Source organism: Mesorhizobium quangtriensis (genome assembly GCF_040081925.1).
GTDB lineage: Bacteria > Pseudomonadota > Alphaproteobacteria > Rhizobiales > Rhizobiaceae > Mesorhizobium_K > Mesorhizobium_K quangtriensis.
Genome location: NZ_JBEBMF010000003.1, coordinates 200379 through 220179 on the forward strand (window position 1 = coordinate 200379; position 19801 = coordinate 220179).

The 19801-nt window shown below is 63.6% G+C and carries 20 protein-coding genes; 7 read left to right on the top strand and 13 right to left on the bottom strand.

Translation table 11 applies throughout. From position 1 onward, the window contains the following. Positions 1-6 precede the first annotated feature (6 nt). On the bottom strand, positions 7-768 hold the full coding sequence (locus ABMA32_RS16720; RefSeq protein ID WP_349014952.1) for an SDR family NAD(P)-dependent oxidoreductase: 762 nt from the start codon (positions 766-768) through the stop codon (positions 7-9). A 158-nt stretch (positions 769-926) separates the two neighbouring features. Here ABMA32_RS16720 and ABMA32_RS16725 point away from each other — a divergent pair, with 158 nt between their 5' ends. Then, positions 927-1337 carry a DoxX family protein gene (locus tag ABMA32_RS16725; RefSeq protein ID WP_349014953.1) on the top strand — a complete coding sequence of 137 codons (411 nt, stop codon included), beginning with the start codon at positions 927-929 and terminating at the stop codon, positions 1335-1337. 12 nt (positions 1338-1349) lie between these two features. Here ABMA32_RS16725 and purF read toward each other — a convergent pair whose 3' ends face one another. The 12 genes from purF to ABMA32_RS16785 all read right to left on the bottom strand — a co-directional run bounded on the left by purF (position 1350) and on the right by ABMA32_RS16785 (position 13748). After that, complete coding sequence (purF, locus tag ABMA32_RS16730) at positions 1350-2807, bottom strand: amidophosphoribosyltransferase (RefSeq protein ID WP_425475553.1); 1458 nt, start codon at positions 2805-2807, stop codon at positions 1350-1352. 103 nt (positions 2808-2910) lie between these two features. Next, positions 2911-3579 carry a CvpA family protein gene (locus ABMA32_RS16735; RefSeq protein ID WP_349014955.1) on the bottom strand — a complete coding sequence of 223 codons (669 nt, stop codon included), beginning with the start codon at positions 3577-3579 and terminating at the stop codon, positions 2911-2913. 30 nt (positions 3580-3609) lie between these two features. Further along, positions 3610-5028: a DNA repair protein RadA gene (radA, locus tag ABMA32_RS16740; protein ID WP_349014956.1), complete on the bottom strand. Its 1419-nt coding sequence runs from the start codon at positions 5026-5028 to the stop codon at positions 3610-3612. A 124-nt stretch (positions 5029-5152) separates the two neighbouring features. After that, a complete protein-coding gene (locus ABMA32_RS16745; protein WP_349014957.1) occupies positions 5153-6643 on the bottom strand; it encodes a replicative DNA helicase in 1491 nt (496 codons plus the stop codon). A gap of 249 nt (positions 6644-6892) precedes the next feature. Then, positions 6893-7087, bottom strand: coding sequence for a hypothetical protein (locus tag ABMA32_RS16750; protein WP_292772902.1), 195 nt, complete (start codon positions 7085-7087; stop codon positions 6893-6895). 137 nt (positions 7088-7224) lie between these two features. Further along, positions 7225-8199: a small ribosomal subunit Rsm22 family protein gene (locus tag ABMA32_RS16755; RefSeq protein WP_349014958.1), complete on the bottom strand. Its 975-nt coding sequence runs from the start codon at positions 8197-8199 to the stop codon at positions 7225-7227. Position 8200: 1 nt separating this feature from the next. Then, positions 8201-8524: a YnfA family protein gene (locus tag ABMA32_RS16760; RefSeq protein ID WP_349014959.1), complete on the bottom strand. Its 324-nt coding sequence runs from the start codon at positions 8522-8524 to the stop codon at positions 8201-8203. 87 nt (positions 8525-8611) lie between these two features. Continuing rightward, positions 8612-9925, bottom strand: a complete 1314-nt coding sequence (locus ABMA32_RS16765; RefSeq protein WP_349014960.1) for a cyclopropane fatty acid synthase — start codon at positions 9923-9925, stop codon at positions 8612-8614. A gap of 187 nt (positions 9926-10112) precedes the next feature. After that, complete coding sequence (gene rplI / locus ABMA32_RS16770; RefSeq protein ID WP_349014961.1) at positions 10113-10694, bottom strand: 50S ribosomal protein L9; 582 nt, start codon at positions 10692-10694, stop codon at positions 10113-10115. Positions 10695-10902: 208 nt separating this feature from the next. Then, a complete protein-coding gene (gene rpsR, locus ABMA32_RS16775; RefSeq protein WP_121581525.1) occupies positions 10903-11151 on the bottom strand; it encodes a 30S ribosomal protein S18 in 249 nt (82 codons plus the stop codon). Continuing rightward, the gene (rpsF, locus tag ABMA32_RS16780; protein ID WP_349014962.1) at positions 11151-11639 is read right to left on the bottom strand and encodes a 30S ribosomal protein S6; all 489 of its coding nucleotides are present in this window, start codon (positions 11637-11639) and stop codon (positions 11151-11153) included. The genes rpsR and rpsF overlap by 1 nt, the downstream gene beginning before the upstream one ends. Before the next feature lie 279 nt (positions 11640-11918). Beyond that, positions 11919-13748: an LTA synthase family protein gene (locus ABMA32_RS16785; RefSeq protein WP_349015464.1), complete on the bottom strand. Its 1830-nt coding sequence runs from the start codon at positions 13746-13748 to the stop codon at positions 11919-11921. 296 nt (positions 13749-14044) lie between these two features. Between ABMA32_RS16785 and fabD the strand changes: the two genes are divergently transcribed. The 6 genes from fabD (at position 14045) to ABMA32_RS16815 (ending at position 19800) form a co-directional block, all read left to right on the top strand. Beyond that, entirely contained in the window at positions 14045-14986 is a 942-nt protein-coding gene (fabD, locus tag ABMA32_RS16790) for an ACP S-malonyltransferase (RefSeq protein ID WP_349014963.1), read from the top strand. 54 nt (positions 14987-15040) lie between these two features. Then, positions 15041-15778, top strand: coding sequence for a 3-oxoacyl-[acyl-carrier-protein] reductase (gene fabG, locus ABMA32_RS16795; RefSeq protein WP_349014964.1), 738 nt, complete (start codon positions 15041-15043; stop codon positions 15776-15778). A 200-nt stretch (positions 15779-15978) separates the two neighbouring features. Next, positions 15979-16215, top strand: coding sequence for an acyl carrier protein (locus tag ABMA32_RS16800; RefSeq protein WP_292772911.1), 237 nt, complete (start codon positions 15979-15981; stop codon positions 16213-16215). Between the two features lie 39 nt (positions 16216-16254). Further along, positions 16255-17517, top strand: coding sequence for a beta-ketoacyl-ACP synthase II (gene fabF, locus ABMA32_RS16805; protein ID WP_349014965.1), 1263 nt, complete (start codon positions 16255-16257; stop codon positions 17515-17517). A 94-nt stretch (positions 17518-17611) separates the two neighbouring features. Beyond that, complete coding sequence (mltG, locus tag ABMA32_RS16810; protein WP_349014966.1) at positions 17612-18799, top strand: endolytic transglycosylase MltG; 1188 nt, start codon at positions 17612-17614, stop codon at positions 18797-18799. A gap of 110 nt (positions 18800-18909) precedes the next feature. Next, positions 18910-19800: a YicC/YloC family endoribonuclease gene (locus tag ABMA32_RS16815; RefSeq protein WP_349014967.1), complete on the top strand. Its 891-nt coding sequence runs from the start codon at positions 18910-18912 to the stop codon at positions 19798-19800. The last annotated feature ends 1 nt before the right edge of the window (position 19801 follow it).

The window sequence follows — 19801 nt, forward strand, 5'->3', positions numbered from 1 at the left end:
TTCCAGCTATTCCGGCAGGCGGTAGCTCAGGAAACGCTGGGTCTTCGCCTGATAGATCTTGCCGGTCTCTGTCAGATCAGGGCTGACCAGCGGCATTATGTGCACTGCCGTCTCGGAAGGGTGAGGCACGCTCTCCGGATTTTCGCCCGGCATCGCCTGCGCTCGCATGGCCGTGCGGGTGCGGCCGGGATCGAAGGCGTTGACGCGCAGCGGCATGTTGACTGTCTCCTCGGCCCATGAGCGCATCAGCGCTTCTGCCGCCGCCTTGGAAGCCGCGTAAGGCGCCCAGAAGGCGCGGGGCGCGTTGGCGAGGCTCGACGTGACCACAACGGCGCGTCCGGCATCCGACAGGCGCAGCAGCGGATCGACCGATCGGATCAGCCGCCACGTGGAGGTGACGTTGACCGTCATCACCTTGTCGAAGGTTTTCGCCTCGACATGGCCGATCGGCGAGATGACGCCCAGCACGGCGGCGTTGACGACGAGGATGTCGAGCTTGCCCCAGCGATCGTTGATCGCCCCGCCCAGCCGGTCGAGGCCGGCCATGTCGGTGATATCGAGGGGGACCAGCGTGGCTTCGCCCTTGCCGACCTTTCGCCGCTCCGCCTTGATCTCGTCGTCCAGTTCTTCAAGGCCGCCCACCGTACGCGCCACCGCCACGACATGCGCGCCGGCCGCCGCGAGGCGCTTCGCTGTGAAGTAGCCAATGCCGCGCGATGCGCCGGTGACGAGCGCGATGCGGCCGGTGAGATCTGGGGTCGGGGTCATCTGTTCATCCAGTCGTGGCAAAGCCTGAAGGCCGCCCCAGATAGGACGAATCCGCCCGCGGCGAAACCCTTCGGGCAATTCCTGTTGCCGAACATGTCGGAACTCTGTTGCGACCAACGTCCTTGAGCGACCGACATGCCATCCAACAGGAGCGATCGATGGGCAAGACTGCGGCAATCCTTGTGGCGAGACTGATCTTTGCCGGCCTCTTCATAATGGCGGCGGCCTTCAAGTTCATGGGAATGCAGGACACGGCCAGCTATATCGCGGCTGCCGGTTTCCCGGTTCCGCTGTTTCTCGCCTGGATTGCCGCCTTCTTCGAGGTCGCGCTGGCGCTGGCCTTCCTCACCGGTGCGTTTTTCTCGGAAGCGGCGCTGCTGGCCGGCATCTACGTGATTTTTCTCGCCTTCGCCTTCCACGGACCGTCCCACTGGCAGGGCAACCAGTCGGAATTCGGCTTCTTCGTCGACCACTTCACCTTCCTCGCGGGGCTGCTTTATGCGGCAGTCCACGGGCCGGGTAGCACGCTTGCTGTCCGCAAGGGCATCATCATCTGGCAGAGAGGCTGAAGGCGTTGCGGATCAGCCGGCCGCCAGCACCGAGAGCGTGCGGACGTTGTCCGCGCCCTCATGGTCGAGCAGCCGTGTCGGATACTCGTCGCTGAAGCACGCATCGCAGAATTGCGGCTGCTCGTTGTTGCGGCTCGCCTCGCCGACTGCGCGGTAAAGACCGTCCATCGAGAGGAAACCAAGCGAATCGACGCGAATGAACTCGGCCATTTCCTCGACGGTCATGCGTGAGGCCAGCAGCTTGGACTTCTCCGGCGTATCGACGCCGTAGAAACACGGAGCTCGCGTGGGCGGCGATGCAATGCGCATATGCACTTCGCGCGCGCCCGCGTCGCGCACGAGCTGCACGATTTTCTGGCTGGTTGTGCCCCGCACGATGGAATCGTCCACCAGCACGACGCGCTTGCCCTCGAGCACGCGGCGGTTGGCGTTGTGCTTCAGCTTGACGCCCATGTGGCGGATCGAATCGCCGGGCTGGATGAAGGTGCGCCCGACATAATGGTTGCGGATGATGCCCAGTTCGAACGGAATGTTCGCCGCCTGCGCGAAGCCGATAGCGGCCGGCGTGCCCGAGTCCGGCACCGGCACCACGACGTCGGCCTCCACAGGGCTCTCAAGCGCCAGTTCCACCCCGATATTCTTGCGCACGTTATAGACGTTGCGCCCTTCCAGCGTAGAATCCGGACGCGCGAAATAGACATATTCGAAGATGCAGAAACGCGGCTTCTGCGGTTCGAACGGGAAGATGCTTTCCACACCCTTGGCCGTTATGACGACCATCTCGCCGGGCTTGATGTCGCGCACAAAGCGCGCCCCGATGATGTCGAGCGCGACCGTTTCTGAGGCGAGGATCCATGAGCCGTCGAGGTCGCCCAGCACCAGCGGGCGGATGCCGAGCGGGTCGCGGCAGCCGATCATCTTCTTCGACGTCAGCGCCACCAGCGAGAACGCGCCTTCTATCTGGCGCACCGCCTCGATGAAGCGCGCGTTGATATCACGCTCCTTGCTGACGGCGATGAGGTGCAGGATCGTTTCGGTGTCGGATGTCGAGGAGAAGATCGCGCCCTGCTTCTGCAGAATACGCTGGACGGTCATAGCGTTGGTGAGGTTGCCGTTGTGGGCGATCGCGAGGCCGCCCTCGGCGAGCTCGGCGAAAAGCGGCTGCACGTTGCGCAGGCCGGCGCCGCCGGTCGTGGCGTAGCGGGTGTGGCCGATGGCGCGGTTGCCCTTGAGGCGTTCCATGACCGCCGGCTTGGTGAAGGTATCGCCGATCAGGCCGACATGGCGCTCGACGTGAAACTGCGAGCCGTCATAGGAGACGATGCCGGCTGCTTCCTGTCCGCGGTGCTGGAGCGCATGCAGGCCGAGCGTGACGATCGCCGCTGCGTCCTGACGCCCGAAGATGCCGAACACGCCACATTCGTCGTGAAAATGGTCATCGGCCTCGCCAAGCAAGGAATCGTTTGCCATCGGGTCCACTCGCGCCTGAAAAACCGACATATAGGGCAGCGCAGCATTTTGCGCCACCTCAATACGTTGACAGTCTTATCACCCGATTACCACGGGCTGTGGATTACTCGGCGGGCGGTGCCGATTCGTCCAGCGGTTCTGCGGGCAACTGTTCCGACTGGCCTTCCTCGGGATCGAGCACGACCGGGCCTTCGCCGCCAGCGCCGGGGGCGGTGCTCTGCGGCGCGGGCGCAACAGGGGTTTCAGGCGCCGGGTCTGGCTCCTCGTTCGTCAGCTTCTTGAGGATTGAGTTCTCCGGGTCGTCGGGCAGAAAGCCCTCGATCGTCGTGCCGATCCGTTCCAGCATGGGCAGAGACTTGGCTTCAGTCACCCATGTCGGCTTGTTGGCGCCGGCCAGCCAGTTGAAAAACAGCAGGCCGACTGCGACGACGAGGATGCCGCGCGCCGCGCCGTAGAGGAAGCCGAGCGTCCGGTCGAGCGCGCCGACACGCGAATCGATGATCCAGTCAGCGATCTTCATGGTGATGATCGTCACGATGATGAGCGCGATGACGAAGACGATACCGGCCGACGCCACCATCGCGATCTGCTTGTTATCGATGTAAGGCTCCACATGGGGAAGCAGCATCGGATAGAAGAAATAGGCGGCAGCCGCCGCCGCGATCCACGACGCGATCGACAGGACTTCGCGCGACAGGCCACGGACCATGGCCAGCATCGCCGAAACGAGCGTGAACCCGATCAGTATTCCGTCAAGCAGCGTAATCGGCATGGTGCGGTCCCACTCCTTGCATCATGGGCGTTACGCGACATCGTCGTCGCTGGCGCGCCCAGAGTCCCCTCTCAAAGACCCGGCAATACGAATCACGAGGTCGGTCAAAGTCCCCGGCTGAAATGAACGCCCAGCCATCGAGCCTGACGGTTCCTCGCTCCCCTGCGGCAGAACCGCTTGCCCGAACCCCAGCTTTTCGGCCTCCTTCAACCGTTGCTGCGCATGCGCAACCGGCCTGATGGCTCCCGAAAGGCTGACCTCGCCGAAATAGACGCAATCGGCGGGCAGGGCAAGACCGGTGAGCGACGACACCAGCGCTGCCGCAACGGCAAGATCGGCTGCCGGCTCGGAGATGCGATAGCCGCCTGCGACATTGAGATAGACGTCGTGCTGACCGAAGCGGACGCCGCAATGCGCCTCAAGGACGGCCAGCACCATGGCGAGGCGTGGCTGGTCCCAGCCCACCACGGCGCGACGGGGCGTGCCGAGAGATGAGGGGGCGACCAGCGCCTGTATCTCGACCAGCACCGGCCTTGTGCCCTCCATGCCGGCGAACACGGCTGCGCCCGGCGCCTTCGCGTGGCGCTCGCCAAGGAAAAGCTCTGAGGGATTGGAGACCTCGCGCAACCCCTTATCCGACATCTCGAACACGCCGATCTCGTCGGTCGGCCCGAAGCGGTTCTTTACCGCGCGCAGGATGCGGAAATGGTGGCCGCCTTCGCCTTCGAAATAGAGCACGGCGTCGACCATGTGCTCGACAACGCGCGGGCCGGCAATCTGGCCTTCCTTGGTGACATGACCGACCAGCACCACCGCCGCGCCTGTCGACTTGGCGTAGCGAATGACGGACTGCGCCGCCGCGCGCACCTGCGTCACCGTGCCCGGTGCGGAATCGGCAAGGTCCGTCCACAGCGTCTGGATGGAATCGAGGATGACGAGGTCGGGACGCTTTCCTTCGCCGAGCGTGGCGAGGATGTCCTCGACATTGGTTTCGGCCGCAAGTTCCACCGGCTGGGCCGCAACGCCAAGCCGCTGCGCGCGCAGGCGCACCTGCGCCACCGCCTCCTCGCCGGAGACGTAGACGATGCGGTTGCCCTTTGCCGCGAGCGCCGCTGCCGCCTGCATGAGCAGCGTCGATTTGCCGATGCCGGGATCGCCACCGACAAGCACCGCCGATCCCCGCACGAAGCCGCCGCCGGTCGCGCGATCGAGTTCGGCGATGCCAGACGGGATGCGCGGCGCATCCTCTATATCGCCCGCCAGCGACGTCAGCGCGACGATCCGGCCCTTGCGCGGCGAACGTAGCGCCTGCGGCCCGCCCGCGATGCCGCCGGCATTGTTCTCCTCGACGATGGTGTTCCACTCGCCGCAGGCCTCGCACTTGCCCGACCAACGAGAACTCACGTTGCCGCAGGACTGGCAGATGAACTGGGTACGGGATTTAGCCATTCGGTCCCACGAAGGAATGGATTTTGGAAAAGGCGGAGGCAGCACGTGAGCATGGCTGCCTCCGCCCGGACCCGCATCGCGGGTCGACCCTTCCTGACGAGGGGAGGGTTTTGGGCATAGCCGGCTATTCGAACCTGTCGGGCAGGTGCGAATCCTCGGCGAGATCGGAAAATCTGGTGAATTCGCCCTGGAAGGCGAGACTTACTGTTCCCGTGGGTCCGTGGCGCTGTTTGGCGATGATGACTTCGGCCTTGCCCCGCGCCTCGTTCATCTGGTCCTCCCATTGGACATATTCGGGAGTGCCGGGCTTCGGCTCCTTGTTCTTCAGATAGTACTCCTCTCGATAGACGAAGAGCACCACGTCGGCGTCCTGCTCGATCGATCCGGATTCTCTGAGGTCGGAGAGTTGGGGGCGCTTGTCGTCACGGCTTTCGACCTGACGCGAGAGCTGTGACAGCGCGATGATCGGCACGCCGAGTTCCTTGCCCAGCGCCTTGAGGCCGGTGGTGATCTCGGTGATTTCCTGCACGCGGTTCTGCGAGGCGCGCGCACTCGATCCCTGCATGAGCTGGATGTAGTCGATTACCAGCACGTCGAGCCCGCGCTGGCGCTTCAGCCGCCTCGCGCGCGCGGCAAGCTGCGCGATCGAGATACCGCCCGTCTGGTCGATGTAGAGCGGAACCCTCTGCATCATCTGCGCGCAGGCGGCCAGCTTTTCGAAGTCCGTCTCGGTGATCTCGCCGCGCCTGATCTTGGAGGACGGAATTTCCGTCTGCTCCGAGATGATACGTGTGGCGAGTTGCTCGGACGACATTTCCAGCGAGAAAAAGCCGATGACGCCGCCATTCTTGGCTTTCAGGGAGCCGTCGGCCTGCTGCCCCGGCTCGTAAGCATGGGCGATGTTGAACGCGATGTTGGTGGCAAGCGACGTCTTGCCCATGCCGGGACGACCGGCGAGCACGATCAGGTCGGAGGGCTGCAACCCGCCCATGCGGCGGTCGAGGTCGCGCAGGCCGGTGGCGACGCCGGAAAGATGCCCGTCGCGCATGAAGGCGGCGTTGGCCATGTCGACGGCGGTCTTCACGGCATCGGTGAAGCTCTCGAAGCCGCCATCGTAGCGGCCGGTTTCGGCCAGTTCGAACAGCCGCCGCTCGGCGTCCTCGATCTGGTCGGACGGGCTCATGTCGACAGGCGCGTCGTAGGCGATATTGACCATGTCCTCGCCGACCGTGATCAGCGCGCGGCGGGTGGCGAGATCGTAGATCGCGCGGCCATAGTCGGCGGCGTTGATGACGGTGACGGCTTCGGCCGCGAGGCGGGCGAGATAGAACGCGACCGTCATGTCGCCGACCTTCTCGTCGGCCGGCAGGAAGGTCTTGATCGTTACCGGATCAGCCTTCTTGCCCATACGAATTAGTTCGGCCGAAACCTCAAAGATCTTGCGGTGCAGAGGCTCGTAGAAATGCGAGGACTTCAGGAAATCGGAGACGCGGTAGAACGCGTCGTTGTTGACGAGGATTGCGCCGAGCAGGGCCTGCTCAGCCTCGATGTTGTTCGGCGCCTCGCGGTAGAGCGGTGTCTCCGCCACGGGGAATTTGCGCGCTGCCTCTGCCATCTGTTCCTGTCCCTTGCCCGATCCCTGCCTAATGAGAGTCGCCGGCGGAAACAGCACCGTCGTCCGCGTGGTTCCCACTGTTCACAGTGGTCCACAGGCCGGGCGGTCACACCAACGAATCCGGGTTGACTCGAATCGAGCGGCCAAGTGTAAGCAAACTCGTAGAACGAAACAAGAACTTTGAGCGTGCAAAAGCGCGGCCGGAGGCGTTTCTCCAGCCTAACATACTCATGTCGCGATGAGGAGCGCTCAGGCCCCGGCGTTGCGCCTGGCCACCTTGGACATCAGAATCCCAATGCCAATGGCGAGGATCACGACCCCCGCGATCATGTACAGCATCGCGTCCGACCGGTAGCCCGATGCGGCGACCAGAAACCCGAGGATAATGCAGAGCACGCCCACAAGCTTGCCGATCAGAAAACGCTTGCCATCTTCCAGTGCCACATCACCCTCCTGCGTACTGAACATGCGAAAATCTGGTTCGGACTATGCGTGGCCAAGCCGCCGGGTGTCCAGAAGGCATTTGCGTGCTCAGCGTTGCTACTGTGGACCGTTGGCCGCTCCAACGGCCATTTTCTGCCTCAGGGTTGTGTCGGCAGCGTGTCGCCCCAATCGACCCGCCGCGCGCGGCGGAAAGCTTCGCCGTCGCGCTTGGTTACCAGCCGCTCCACGACATCGCCGTCTGCAAGGCAGAGCTTCAATTCGATGCGTCCCTTGCTGTGCTGCGGCGACGCGATGATGCGGGCGGTCGGAATCGGGACGGACGGTCGCGACGCTGCCAGATAGATGAACTTTTCGTCCTCCCACGGCACCTCGGCGTTCTTGGTCAGCCGGTGCAGGCGCGAGCGCGCAACCCGCCGCGAAAAATGGCACCAGTCGGGCGGAATGAGCGGGCAGGGAGATTCGTGCGGGCAGGGAGCTGCGACATGCGCGCCGGCCTCGATCAACCGGCCACGGACCGTGAGGATTCGCTGCCAGCCGGCTGGCGTTCCGGGCTCGACCACCAGCAGCATTTGCGCGGTCAACGCCCACAGGCGATCGACCAGCGCCGGCACCGCGTCCGGGGCGAGTTCGTCGAGCACATAGGAGAGCGTCACGAGGTCGGCAGGCTTATCGGCCGGTAGCGGCCTTGTCGCATCGCCCGCAATCCAGTGTGCGTTGGGAAGCGCCGCATCCGCAGCAAGCACTAGTCCCGTCTTGCGGGCGGCGTCGCTGGCCTCGATCATCGTCGCACCTTCGAGACTGTTCCAGCAATCACTGGCCGCCCAGAGCACCGAGCCGGGGCCAGCGCCCACATCGATCAGTGTCCGTGGCGCGAAATCAGGTGCGGCCTCAGCGAGATAATTCATGCTGGCGCGGATGGCCGCGTAGGTGGCGGGCAGGCGAGCGGCGAGATAGGCCTTCATGGCGGTCTCGCCGTCCAGATGCAGGCGGCCGTCGCGCATCTCTGCGCGGTAGCGCCGCGACAGGCGGTCGGCGGCTGTACGCAATTCGTCCAGCGGCGTGCCTTCGAGATAGCGCTCGACCGCCTGCCGGAGCGCCACGGGAAGTTCCATTTCAGGCCGCGCGCGGCGCGAAGAGGATGACCGACGCGCCGACGAGGCAGATGGCGACGCCAACCACGTCCCAGCGGTCCGGCCGAACGCCTTCCGCCAGCCACAGCCACGCCAGCGACGCCGTGATGTAGATGCCGCCATAGGCTGCGTAGGCGCGGCCGGCGGCATCGCTTTCGGCCAGCGTCAGCAGCCATGCGAAGGCGATCAGCGAGGCGATGCCGGGGATCAGCCACAACGCCGACCGGTCCAGCCGCCACCAGGCCCAGAAGGCGAAACAACCGGCGATCTCGGCAAGTGCTGCCGCGATGAAGACTGGAATGGTCATTTAAGTTTCCCGCGCAACCGGACCGGAGATTGTCGCGTCCAGTGTGAGGCAACGCGCAGCTTCTGACAATGCTGGAAAGACCCAGGTTTAGGCCTTCTTCGCGCTCGTCTTGCGCTTTGGCGCCGCCTTCTTCGGGGCTGGCTTCGCGCTCACCGCCTCCGACGCCTGCCGCTGTCCGCAATCATGCTGCGCCAGTTCCTTCTCGGTTTCCTGGATATAGTCGCGCGTCACAGGCAGCGTGTCGTTCTTCCGGGTCAGCTGGATCTGGAAGATGACCAGATCCTGCCAGCGGAACGCGGCTTCCGAACCGGCCAGGTAGAAGTCCCACATGCGGCAGAAACGCTCGTCATAGATCGCCTTGGCCTTCTCGCGGTTGGCGAGGAAGCGGGTGCGCCAGTGCTTCAGCGTCTCGGCATAGTGGAGACGCAGGATCTCGATATCGTTGACCACGAGCCCCGACTTCTCGATCGACGGCATCACCTCCGAAAGCGACGGGATATAGCCGCCGGGGAAGATGTATTTGCGGATGAAGGCATTGGTCGCATAGGGCGGGCCGCTGCGGCCGATCGTGTGCAGCACCATCACGCCGTCAGGCTTGAGCAGTTGCGCGCACTTGTCGAAGAAGGTGCGGTAGTGGTTCAGGCCGACATGCTCGAACATGCCGACCGACACGATGCGGTCGAAGCGCTCCGAGATGTTTCGATAGTCCTTGATCTCGAAATGGACGTGGTTTTCCAGGCCCTCGGCCTGCGAGCGCTCGGTGGCCACGCCGTGTTGTTCGGTGGACAGCGTGACGCCCAGCACGTCCACCTCGAAATTCTTCGCGAGATAGAGGCCGAGCCCACCCCAGCCGGAGCCTATGTCGAGCACGTTCTGGCCGGGTTTCAGGCGCAGCTTGGCGGCGAGGTGGCGCTTCTTGGCCAGTTGCGCTTCCTCGAGCGTAACATCCGGGCTCTCGAAATAGGCGCAGGAATACTGCATGTCCTTGTCGAGGAAGAGTTTGTAGAGTTCACCCGACAGATCGTAGTGCCGCTGCACATTCTTCCTGGAGCGTGTCGTCGTATTGACCTGCTGCAGCCGCCGAAATGCGTGGCGGAAACCCTCGATCGCCTTCGAAAATGTAGCGTCGATGCCGCTTGGGTCCATGTTCTGGAAGCCGACGCGCAGAAGGTCGAGAGTATCGCCTTCGAGGATGTCGATTTCCTCGTTCATGTAGGCTTCGGGCACGGCCAGCATCGGATCGATCGCCATGGCGCGTGCCGCGCGCGCGCTCTTGATGTGGACGTGTACCGGCTGGCCGGTACCATCGCCAAACGTATGTTTCTTCCCATCCGGACCGGTGATGCTGAGACTTCCGGTCTTGACGAGACCTGAAATGACGCGCTGCAACAGCTTATTCACGGCAGAAGTCCCATTCCCATCACGAACGGTTGACCAGTCTGCCCAATTTGTCGCGGTTTGAAAAGTTCCCTGTGGCACAAAAGCTGCATCAGGGATCATGCCAACTCACAGGCGCTGCCGTCGCCAAACAAAAGAAAAAGCCCGGGCGAACCCGGGCCTTTTCATTCCTTGCTGGTGAAGAAGCCGATCAGGCCTCGTCGCCTGCCTCTTCGTCCGCGTTCGGGTCGAAGAAGGCGTCCGGCCGTGCGTTCTCGTTGATGTCGTCGCCGTAGATGGCTTCGGCCGTCGTCAGCGTCTCGCCCTTGGCCTGGCGCTCGGCCTCGTCCGTCGAGCGGGCGATGTTGAGCGTCACGGTGACCTCGACTTCCGGATGCAGCGCGATCGCCACGTTGGTCAGGCCGATGGTCTTGATCGGCTGGTTGAGCTCGACCTGGTTCCGCGAGACGGTGAAGCCCTCGGCGGTCAGCAGGTCAGCGATATCGCGGGTCGACACCGAGCCGTAGAGCTGGCCGGTTTCGCCGGCGGAGCGGACGATCACGAAGCTCTTGCCGTCGAGCTTCTCGGCGACCGTGCTGGCCTCCGACTTGCGCTCGAGGTTGCGGGCTTCGAGCTGGGCGCGCTGGCCCTCGAACTTCTTCTTGTTGGCTTCGTTGGCGCGCAGCGCCTTGCCCTTCGGCAACAGGAAGTTGCGGGCGTAGCCGTCCTTGACGTTGACGGTCTCGCCCATCTGGCCGAGGCGGGAAATGCGTTCGAGAAGAATGACTTCCATGGTTTTGTCCTTTCGATGCCCAAAGGGCTTGAATCAAAAGACGAGGTCAGGAAGCAAAGATGCGCCGGGAGCGCTGGTTTCGCTGTCCTGCCCGTCAGGCAGTTAGGGTCCGGCGTTCTGCCGAAACCCAACCCGGGATTTGACTGTCCACCTGTCGCGCCCGTCGCGGAAGGGGCCGGCGCGGACAAAGCCCGCGCCGGAATTGGCCTTACTTCACCACGTAGGGAAGCAGCGCAAGGAAGCGCGCGCGCTTGATCGCCTTGGCGAGTTCGCGCTGCTTCTTCTGGCTGACAGCCGTGATACGCGACGGAACGATCTTGCCGCGCTCGGAGATGTAGCGCTGGAGGAGACGCACGTCCTTGTAGTCGATCTTCGGGGCGTTGGCGCCGGAGAAGGGGCAGGTCTTGCGGCGGCGGTGGAACGGACGCCGGGTCGGGATCTGGTTGATGTCGACCATTATTCTGCAGCTCCTTCAGAGTTGTCGCGAGGCGGGCGCGGGCCACGATCACGGTCACCGAACGAACGCGGGCCACGGTCGCCACGATCACCACGGTCCCGATCGCCGAACGAACGCGGGCCACGGTCGCCGAAGCCGCCGCGATCACCACGCTCGGAGCGCTCTTCGCGCTTCTGCAGCATGGCCGACTGACCTTCCTCGTGCTTCTCCACCTTGATGCTGATGAAGCGCAGGATGTCCTCGGAGAGGCCCTGCTGACGCTCGAGTTCCTTCAGGGCTGCCGGCGGGCAGGTGAGGTCCATAAGCGTGTAGTATGCCTTCCGGTTCTTGTTGACGCGGTAGGTGAGGGACTTCAGTCCCCAGTTCTCGACCCGGCCAACGCTGCCGCCATGCTCGGTGACAATGCCCTTGTACTGCTCGACAAGTGCATCGACCTGTTGCTGCGACAGATCCTGCCGGGCAAGGAACACATGCTCGTATAGTGCCATTTGTTCTTTGCCTTTCGTTTCACGTCCCTGTCCGGTTCCCGCGGCTAAGCCTCTGCGACTTGTCCAATCCTTCGAGGGCCTTTAGGCCGCCTCAGGAAGAGAAAGGCGCATCTTCGAGACGGTCGAGAGCGGAGACACGGGAGGCCGAAGCGCTTCTGGCTTCATGAGGGGCGAACCCCAACCCTCCGTTCAGCCCCCAGCAGGACCGGCAGATTGCGGCGGTCCATACAGGGGAAGGGGGGATATGGCAAGCCCGCCGGCGCCAATTCGAACAGTCGACTAAACCCCCGTCGGCTTGGGCAGGTTGGGGAAGAAGCGCGGCGTTGTCCGCTGCTTTCCGAACATCGCGTCGTATTGCAGCAGGCGGAAGTCGTTGATCAGCGGGTCGACAAGCTTCTGCTGCGACCAATCCTGTGTCGCGCCGGTTGGTGCGATCAGCACATGCCGCTCGATGACGTCGTATTCCGCATCCACGCGGCCGAGGAAGCCGGTATAGTAGGGATGCTCGATGCCCGCCGCCTGGAAAAGCTTCAGCGGAATCAGCGACGGGCTGATCGAGCCGATGTCCTTCATCGGACCATTTTTGTTCGACCAGACGACCAGCGGCGTTTCCCGGTGCTGTGCGAGTTTTGCGGCCTCCTCTCGCCGATCCGGCACCGGCCCGGCCATGAAGCCGGTCTCGGTATAGGCCTGGTTGAGCGGCGGCAGATGGTCGCCGAAGAACACGAGGACCGTGTGCCGCTCGCGCTTCTGCGCCCAGTCGATCAGACGCTGGAAGCTGCGGTCGGCGTCTGCGATGCTCTCGGCATAGGTCTGGATCGACTTGCCGGTCCAGTAGCTGGCCACCGATTCGACCTTCACGCTCGGATCGGTATAGCGGTTCGGCTCATAGGGGCCGTGTCCCTGCAGGCTGACGGCGAAGGTGAAGAACGGCCGCTCGGCAGCGTCGGCGCGGCGGATGATCTCGTCGGTCAGAGAATCGTCCGACACAAGCGGCCCGCGAGAGCGCATCGGCGGCAGCTTCTCAATCGACAGGAAGCGGTCGAAGCCGAAGGCGTCGTAGACATGCTCGCGGTTCCAGAACCATCCCTCGAAGGGATGCATGGCCGTCGTTTCATAGCCTTCGGCGCGGAAGAAGCTGGCGAGCGAGGGCACCGCACCGCGCACATATTGCTGATATGGGATGCTGCCATAGGGCAGGAAGGCGTTGGAAAAACCCGTCAGCGCCTCGAATTCGACATTGGCCGTCATGCCGCCGAATTCTGGCGAGAACACGGATCCCGAACGTACGGCGCGAACATGGGGCATCGGGTCGGGCGTGATCGTGGTTTTCGGCAGTTGCGTCGGATCCCAGAAGGATTCGCTCATCACGACGATGATGTCGGGCTTCTCCTCGGGCATGGAAACGCCCGTCGACCCGGGCTCGATGGCGTCGAGCACATCGTCACTGTAGGCCGGCGGCGCGAGCACCTTGGCCATCGGCACGTTCAGCGCAAACGCGATGGCAAAGCCGTTGGAGGCGTAGTTTTCCTTCTGGTCCCACATGATCGGGATGATCTGCAGGCGGTCGCGGGTCCACGAGAAGGTCGCGAAATCCATGATCGAGACGAAGAAGGCTAGCGCCGGCAGGACAACGGCGAGCCGTGCCGCGCGCATGCGCCAGCGGATCGGTGGACGCACCCGACGCCAGTAGCGCCAGGCGGTCACCAGCAGGAAGATCGACAGGGCACCACCGGCGAGGATCGCGGCCGCCGTGCCCGGCCGCTCGCGGATGAGCAGCGGCGCAAGCTCCATGATCTGGCGCGAGTAGAGGAAGTCGGTCGGATAGAGCGGGTCGCCTAGATACGAAATCTTCTGATTGCCGATGGCCGCAAGAAGAAGCGCGATCGGCGCGATGAAAAGCAGGCTGATATGCCGACGGCCGAATAGCGCATCGAATCCGATCAACAGAAGCGCAAACAGGACGACGGTGGTCCAGCCCGGCCTGAACGGCTGGCTGAAGAAATCCACGGTGTGCTGCCAGGAGCCGCGAGCGATGAGTTCGATCAGGAAGACGAGAGCGGCTGAAAGAATGACGGTAACAAGCAATACGCCACCGCACTCGAGCATCCGGCGCAAGGGCCCGCTCTTCCGGGGACGGCAGGTTTCCCCTGCCGGCTCTTCGATCAGGTTCTGATTTGCCAACTTATGGTTCCTCGGTAGGCGATAGAACGTCATTTCTCTGTCATGGTTCCGTCACAAAAAGCCAGCCCCTGTGGCGGCAATTGGGTAGCCGGCATCACATTTTTTCGCAGTTGCACAATGAACGCCGTATGAACGGCGCTATTTGGCGGGCAAAGGCTGCACTTGACTTGCGCAAGCGGCTTGTTTCAGAGGCAAGCGGTAAAAGGAGCCAAGATCAGAGCATGGCGATAGCATTCACCTTTCCGGGGCAGGGCAGCCAGACCGTCGGCATGGGCAAGGATCTGGCTGACGCATTCCCCGAAGGCCGGCGCGTCTTCGACGAGGTCGATGAGGCACTCGGCGAAAAACTGTCGAAGGTGATCTGGGAAGGGCCGGAGGAGACGCTGACCCTGACCGCCAACGCGCAGCCAGCCTTGATGGCGGTGTCGATGGCGGCGATACGGGCGCTCGAAGCGCGTGGTTTTGTCCTAAAGGACAAGGTCGCCTTCGTCGCCGGCCATTCGCTCGGCGAATATTCGGCCCTGGCTGCCGCCGGCACCTTCTCGATCGGCGACACGGCGCGTCTCCTGCGCATTCGTGGCAACGCAATGCAGGCGGCCGTCCCGGCCGGCGTCGGCGCTATGGCTGCAATCATCGGGCTTGAGGAGCCGGACGTGGCGGCAGCCTGCGCGGAGGCTGCACAAAATTCGGTCTGCCAGATCGCCAACGACAATGGCGGCGGGCAGTTGGTGATTTCCGGCGAGAAGGCCGCCGTCGAGCGCGCCGCCAAGCTCTGCACCGAAAAGGGCGCCAAGCGTGCGCTTATGCTGCAGGTATCCGCGCCCTTCCATTCCGCCCTGATGGGCCCGGCGGCCGACGCCATGCGCGCGGCGCTGGCCAAGGTCACGAAAAACGCGCCTGCCGTGCCGGTCGTCGCCAACGTCGTCGTTCAGCCGCTTACCGACCCAGATGAGATCGCCAAACGGCTGGTCGAGCAGGTCACCGGCCGGGTACGCTGGCGCGATACGGTGGAGTGGTTCGGCACGAACGGCGTCACGACGCTTTATGAAGTCGGCTCCGGCAAGGTACTTTCGGGCCTCGCGCGCCGCATCAACAGGGATATGGCCACCGCCAATGTCGGTACTCCGGCGGACGTGGAAGCGGCGGTGGCCGCCCTGAACTGAATCAAGCCACTACCCCTATCAAGGGAGTGCTCTCTCAAGGACTGGAGCGAAAGCATGTTCGAACTGACCGGCCGCAAGGCACTCGTGACGGGAGCATCCGGCGGCATCGGCGAGGCTATCGCCGAGGTGCTGCACGCGCAGGGAGCCATCGTCGGCCTGCACGGGACGAAGGTCGAGAAGCTGGAGGCTCTGGCCGCAAAGCTCGGGGATCGCGTCAAGCTTTTCCCCGCCAACCTGTCGAACCGCGACGAGGTCAAGGCGCTGGGCCAGAAGGCCGAGGCTGAGCTCGAAGGCGTGGATATCCTCGTGAACAATGCCGGCATCACCAAGGACGGCCTTTTCGTGCGCATGTCCGACGACGACTGGGATGCGGTTCTCGACATCAATCTGGGCGCTGTGTTCCGGCTGACCCGCGAACTCACCCATCCGATGATGCGCCGCCGCTTTGGCCGCATCATCAACATCACCTCGGTCGTCGGGGTCACCGGCAATCCTGGCCAAGCCAATTATTGCGCCTCCAAGGCCGGCATGATCGGCTTCTCCAAGTCGCTGGCGCAGGAAATCGCCACCCGGTCGATTACCGTCAACTGCGTGGCTCCGGGCTTCATCGAATCGGCCATGACAGACAAGCTGAACGACAAGCAGAAGGAGGCGATCATGGCCGCGATCCCTTCGAAGCGCATGGGCACGGGACCGGAAGTGGCGTCGGCCGTGGCTTACCTTGCTTCCAACGAGGCGGGTTACGTCACCGGCCAGACAATCCACGTCAATGGCGGCATGGCGATGATCTGAGACCTGCCGTAACGGCGGCTTCACAGATTATTTCAGGTCTTGGACAAGGGGTTTTTTTCGTGTAATGCGGCCTCCGATCCGGCGCTTTGACATGAACCCGGCCGTTCCCGGGCCGTTTCGAGGCGTTATCTTTAAAGCTTGATTGGCGCCATTCCGGCAGCTAACGAAGACAGATATAAATTAAGGCGAGGATGCCCCAAATGAGTGACACCGCAGAGCGCGTGAAGAAGATCGTTGTAGAGCACCTGGGCGTCGACGCCGACAAGGTCACCGAACAGGCGAGCTTCATCGACGACCTCGGCGCAGACAGCCTCGACACGGTCGAACTCGTCATGGCCTTCGAAGAGGAATTCGGGGTCGAGATCCCGGACGATGCCGCCGAGACGATCCTGACCGTCGGCGACGCCGTCAAGTTCATCGACAAAGCGTCGGCCTGACGCTTTCTTGCAGTTTCGGCAGTTCCGAGGACGCCACAGATGAGGCGTGTCGTCATCACAGGCTTGGGTCTCGTCTCGCCGTTCGGCGCGGGCGTGGATCATAGCTGGAGGGAGCTGCTTTCGGGCCGCTCCGCCTGCACCCGCATCACCAAGTTCGACATTTCGGACTACGCCGCGAAGGTCGCCCATTCGATCCCGCGCGGCGACGGCTCCAACGGCACGTTCAATCCCGAGAGCGTGATGGAGCCCAAGGAACTGCGCAAGACCACGGACTTCATCGTCTACGGGATCGCGGCTGCCGACGAAGCCCTGAAGGATGCGGGCTGGGAGCCGAAGACGGAGGCCGATCGCTGCGCGACCGGCGTCCTGATGGGCTCAGGCATCGGCGGACTGGAAGGCATTGCCGAGAACGCCATCATCCTGAAGGAACGCGGGCCCCGCCGCATCAGCCCCTTCTTCGTTCCGGCCAACATCATCAACCTGATTTCCGGCCAGGTCTCGATCCGCCACGGGTTAAAAGGCCCTAACCATGCAGTCGTCACGGCCTGCTCAACCGGTGCGCACGCCATTGGCGATGCCTCGCGGTTGATCATGTTCGGCGACGCCGACGTGATGGTCGCCGGCGGTTCCGAAGCGCCGATCACGCCGCTCGGCGTCGCCGGTTTCGCTGCCTGCCGCGCGTTGTCCACAGACTACAATGACACGCCCGAAAAGGCTTCGCGTCCCTATGACCGGGACCGCGACGGCTTTGTGCTCGGCGAGGGCGCTGGCGCGGTGGTTCTGGAGGAACTGGAACACGCCAAGGCTCGTGGCGCCCGCATCTATGCCGAGATCGTCGGCTATGGCCTGACAGGCGATGCCTACCACATCACGGCGCCGTCCGAGGACGGCGACGGCGCGTTCCGGTGCATGACGGCGGCGCTCAACCGCGCGAAACTTGCACCCGCCGACATCGACTACATCAATGCGCATGGCACCTCGACCATGGCCGACACGATTGAGCTCGGCGCGGTCGAGCGCCTCGTCGGCAACGCAGCCTCCAAGGTGTCGATGTCGTCGACCAAGTCTTCGATCGGCCATCTGCTCGGCGGTGCGGGCGCTGTAGAGGCCGTTTTTTCGCTGCTGGCGATCCGTGACAATGTTGCGCCGCCGACCATCAATCTGGACAATCCCGAGCGCGAGACGGCCATCGACCTCGTGCCCAACAAGCCGCGCCAGCGGCAGATCGATGTCGCGCTCTCGAATTCCTTCGGCTTTGGCGGCACCAACGCCTCGGTCGTGTTCCAGCGTTACAATGGCTAAAGTCGCAGCGTCGCTGCGATTTTTGCCATATTCACGCTTAGGCTCCGGACTGCTCTCGGGGGAGAGTCGATCCTAAACACACGGTTGAGGCGGCATGAGCATCGATTCAGAAGGCAACAGCGAGTTCGGCAGGCGGGCACAGCCCATCGTTCCCAAGACTGCGAGCGAGGCCCTGCGGCCCGAAGTGGCGCCTGCTCCTCCGAAGCGTTCGCGTGCCTCGCGCAGCCAGTTTGTCGTCTTCATGAATTTCATCGTCACGTCGGCGATGCTCATCCTCGTCATGGCGGGCGTGGCGCTGTATGTCGGCAAACGCGCATTCGATGGGCCGGGTCCGTCAACGGTCACCACCAACTTCATGGTGCGCGACAACACAGGCACCGCCGAGATCGCCGACCAACTCGAGCGGCGCGGCTTGATCAGCGATGCACGGATCTTCCGGCTCGGCGTCCGCGCCTACGACAAGGGCGGCGTGCTGAAGGCGGGCGAATACGAGATCAAGGCGCATGCCTCGATGCGCGACATCATGGAACTGCTGGAAAGCGGCAAGTCTGTGCTGGCATCGCTGACGATCCCGGAAGGGCTGACGGTCGAGCAGGCGTTCCAACGCATTGCCGAGCATGAGGCGCTGACGGGCGACATGCCCGCGGAAATGCCGCCGGAAGGCAGCCTTGTGGCCGATACCCAGAAATTTACCCGCGGCGCGACGCGCCAGCAGATCATCGACAAGATGCTGGCGGACCAGAAGCGGCTGGTGGAGACGATCTGGAGCCGCCGCGTGTCCGGCCTGCCGATCGCCGACATCAACGAGTTCGTCACGCTCGCCTCAATCGTCGAGAAGGAGACGGCCGTTGCCGACGAGCGTTCGCGCGTTGCCGCCGTCTTCATCAACCGGCTGAACAAGGGTATGCGCCTGCAGTCCGACCCGACGATCATCTACGGTATCTTCGGCGGCAAGGGCAAACCGGCCGACCGGCCGATCTACAAATCGGACATCGACAAGCCGACGCCCTACAACACCTACGTTGTCAACGGCCTGCCGCCCGGCCCGATCGCCAATCCGGGACGGGAATCGCTGGAGGCAGTCGCCAACCCGTCCAAGACCAATGATCTCTACTTCGTCGCGGACGGAACCGGCGGCCACGTGTTTGCCGAGACGCTCGAAGAGCACAACGAGAACGTCGCCCGCTGGCGCGCGTTCGAGAAGAAGCAGGCCGAGGCTGCCGCGGCTGCTGCCGCCTCTTCGGAGCAGACCGGAACTGTCCCTCAAACGACGGCGCAATAACCGCCGGTACCGCAACCCCGTCGCAGAGCGGGCTTGACCGTCGTCCCCTATGGATGCGATGGCGCTTGGATCGCAGGCGTCCGGCAACAGCGCGGGCAGGGGAGACGATCTTGGCGTTGCAGAGCATGACCGGTTTCGCGCGGTCCGTCGCGGATCACAGGGGCGTCTCCATCGCCTGGGAGGTCAAGTCCGTCAACGGCAAGAGTGTGGAGCTGCGGCTGCGCCTGCCTGCCGGCTTCGAGCGGCTCGAGCAGGCCGTGCGCCAAGCCATCCAGAAGCGCTTCTCTCGCGGCAATTTCCAGGCGACGCTGACGGTCAGCCGCTCGGCCGCGACCCAGGCGCAACCCGTTGTCAACGAAGCGTTCCTGAAGGATGTCGCCGGCCTCGCACAGCGGCTGCAGGAACAGTTTGGTGTCAGCGCGGCAAGAGCCGACGGCCTGCTGTCGCTGCGTGGCGTGCTCGATTTGCCCGAACAGGCGGAAAGCGAGGAGGAGCGCGCCGCGCTCGATACGGCTCTTCTCGCGGCGTTCGAGGATGCGATCGCCGGCCTTGAGGCCGCCCGCATGGCGGAAGGGGATGCGTTGAAGCGCTTGCTTCTCGGCCATGTCGATTCCATCGAGGCGCTAACGCTGAAGGCCGAGGCCGATCCATCGCGCGAGCCTTCCGTGATCCGCCAGAGGTTGGCCGAGCAGGTCCGCCTGCTACTGGAGGCTTCGGTAACTCTCGACGAAAGCCGACTGCACATGGAAGCCGCATTCCTCGCGACCAAGGCCGATATCCGCGAGGAGATCGACCGGCTGAATACCCATGTCGCATCGGCGAGATCGCTGCTCGGCTCGGGCGGGGCCATCGGCCGCAAGCTCGATTTCCTGGCGCAGGAATTCAACCGCGAATCGAATACGCTCTGCTCGAAGTCGAACGCGGCATCGGTGACGGCCATCGGGCTGGAACTGAAGGCTGTGGTCGATCAGTTTCGCGAGCAGGTGCAGAATCTGGAGTAGG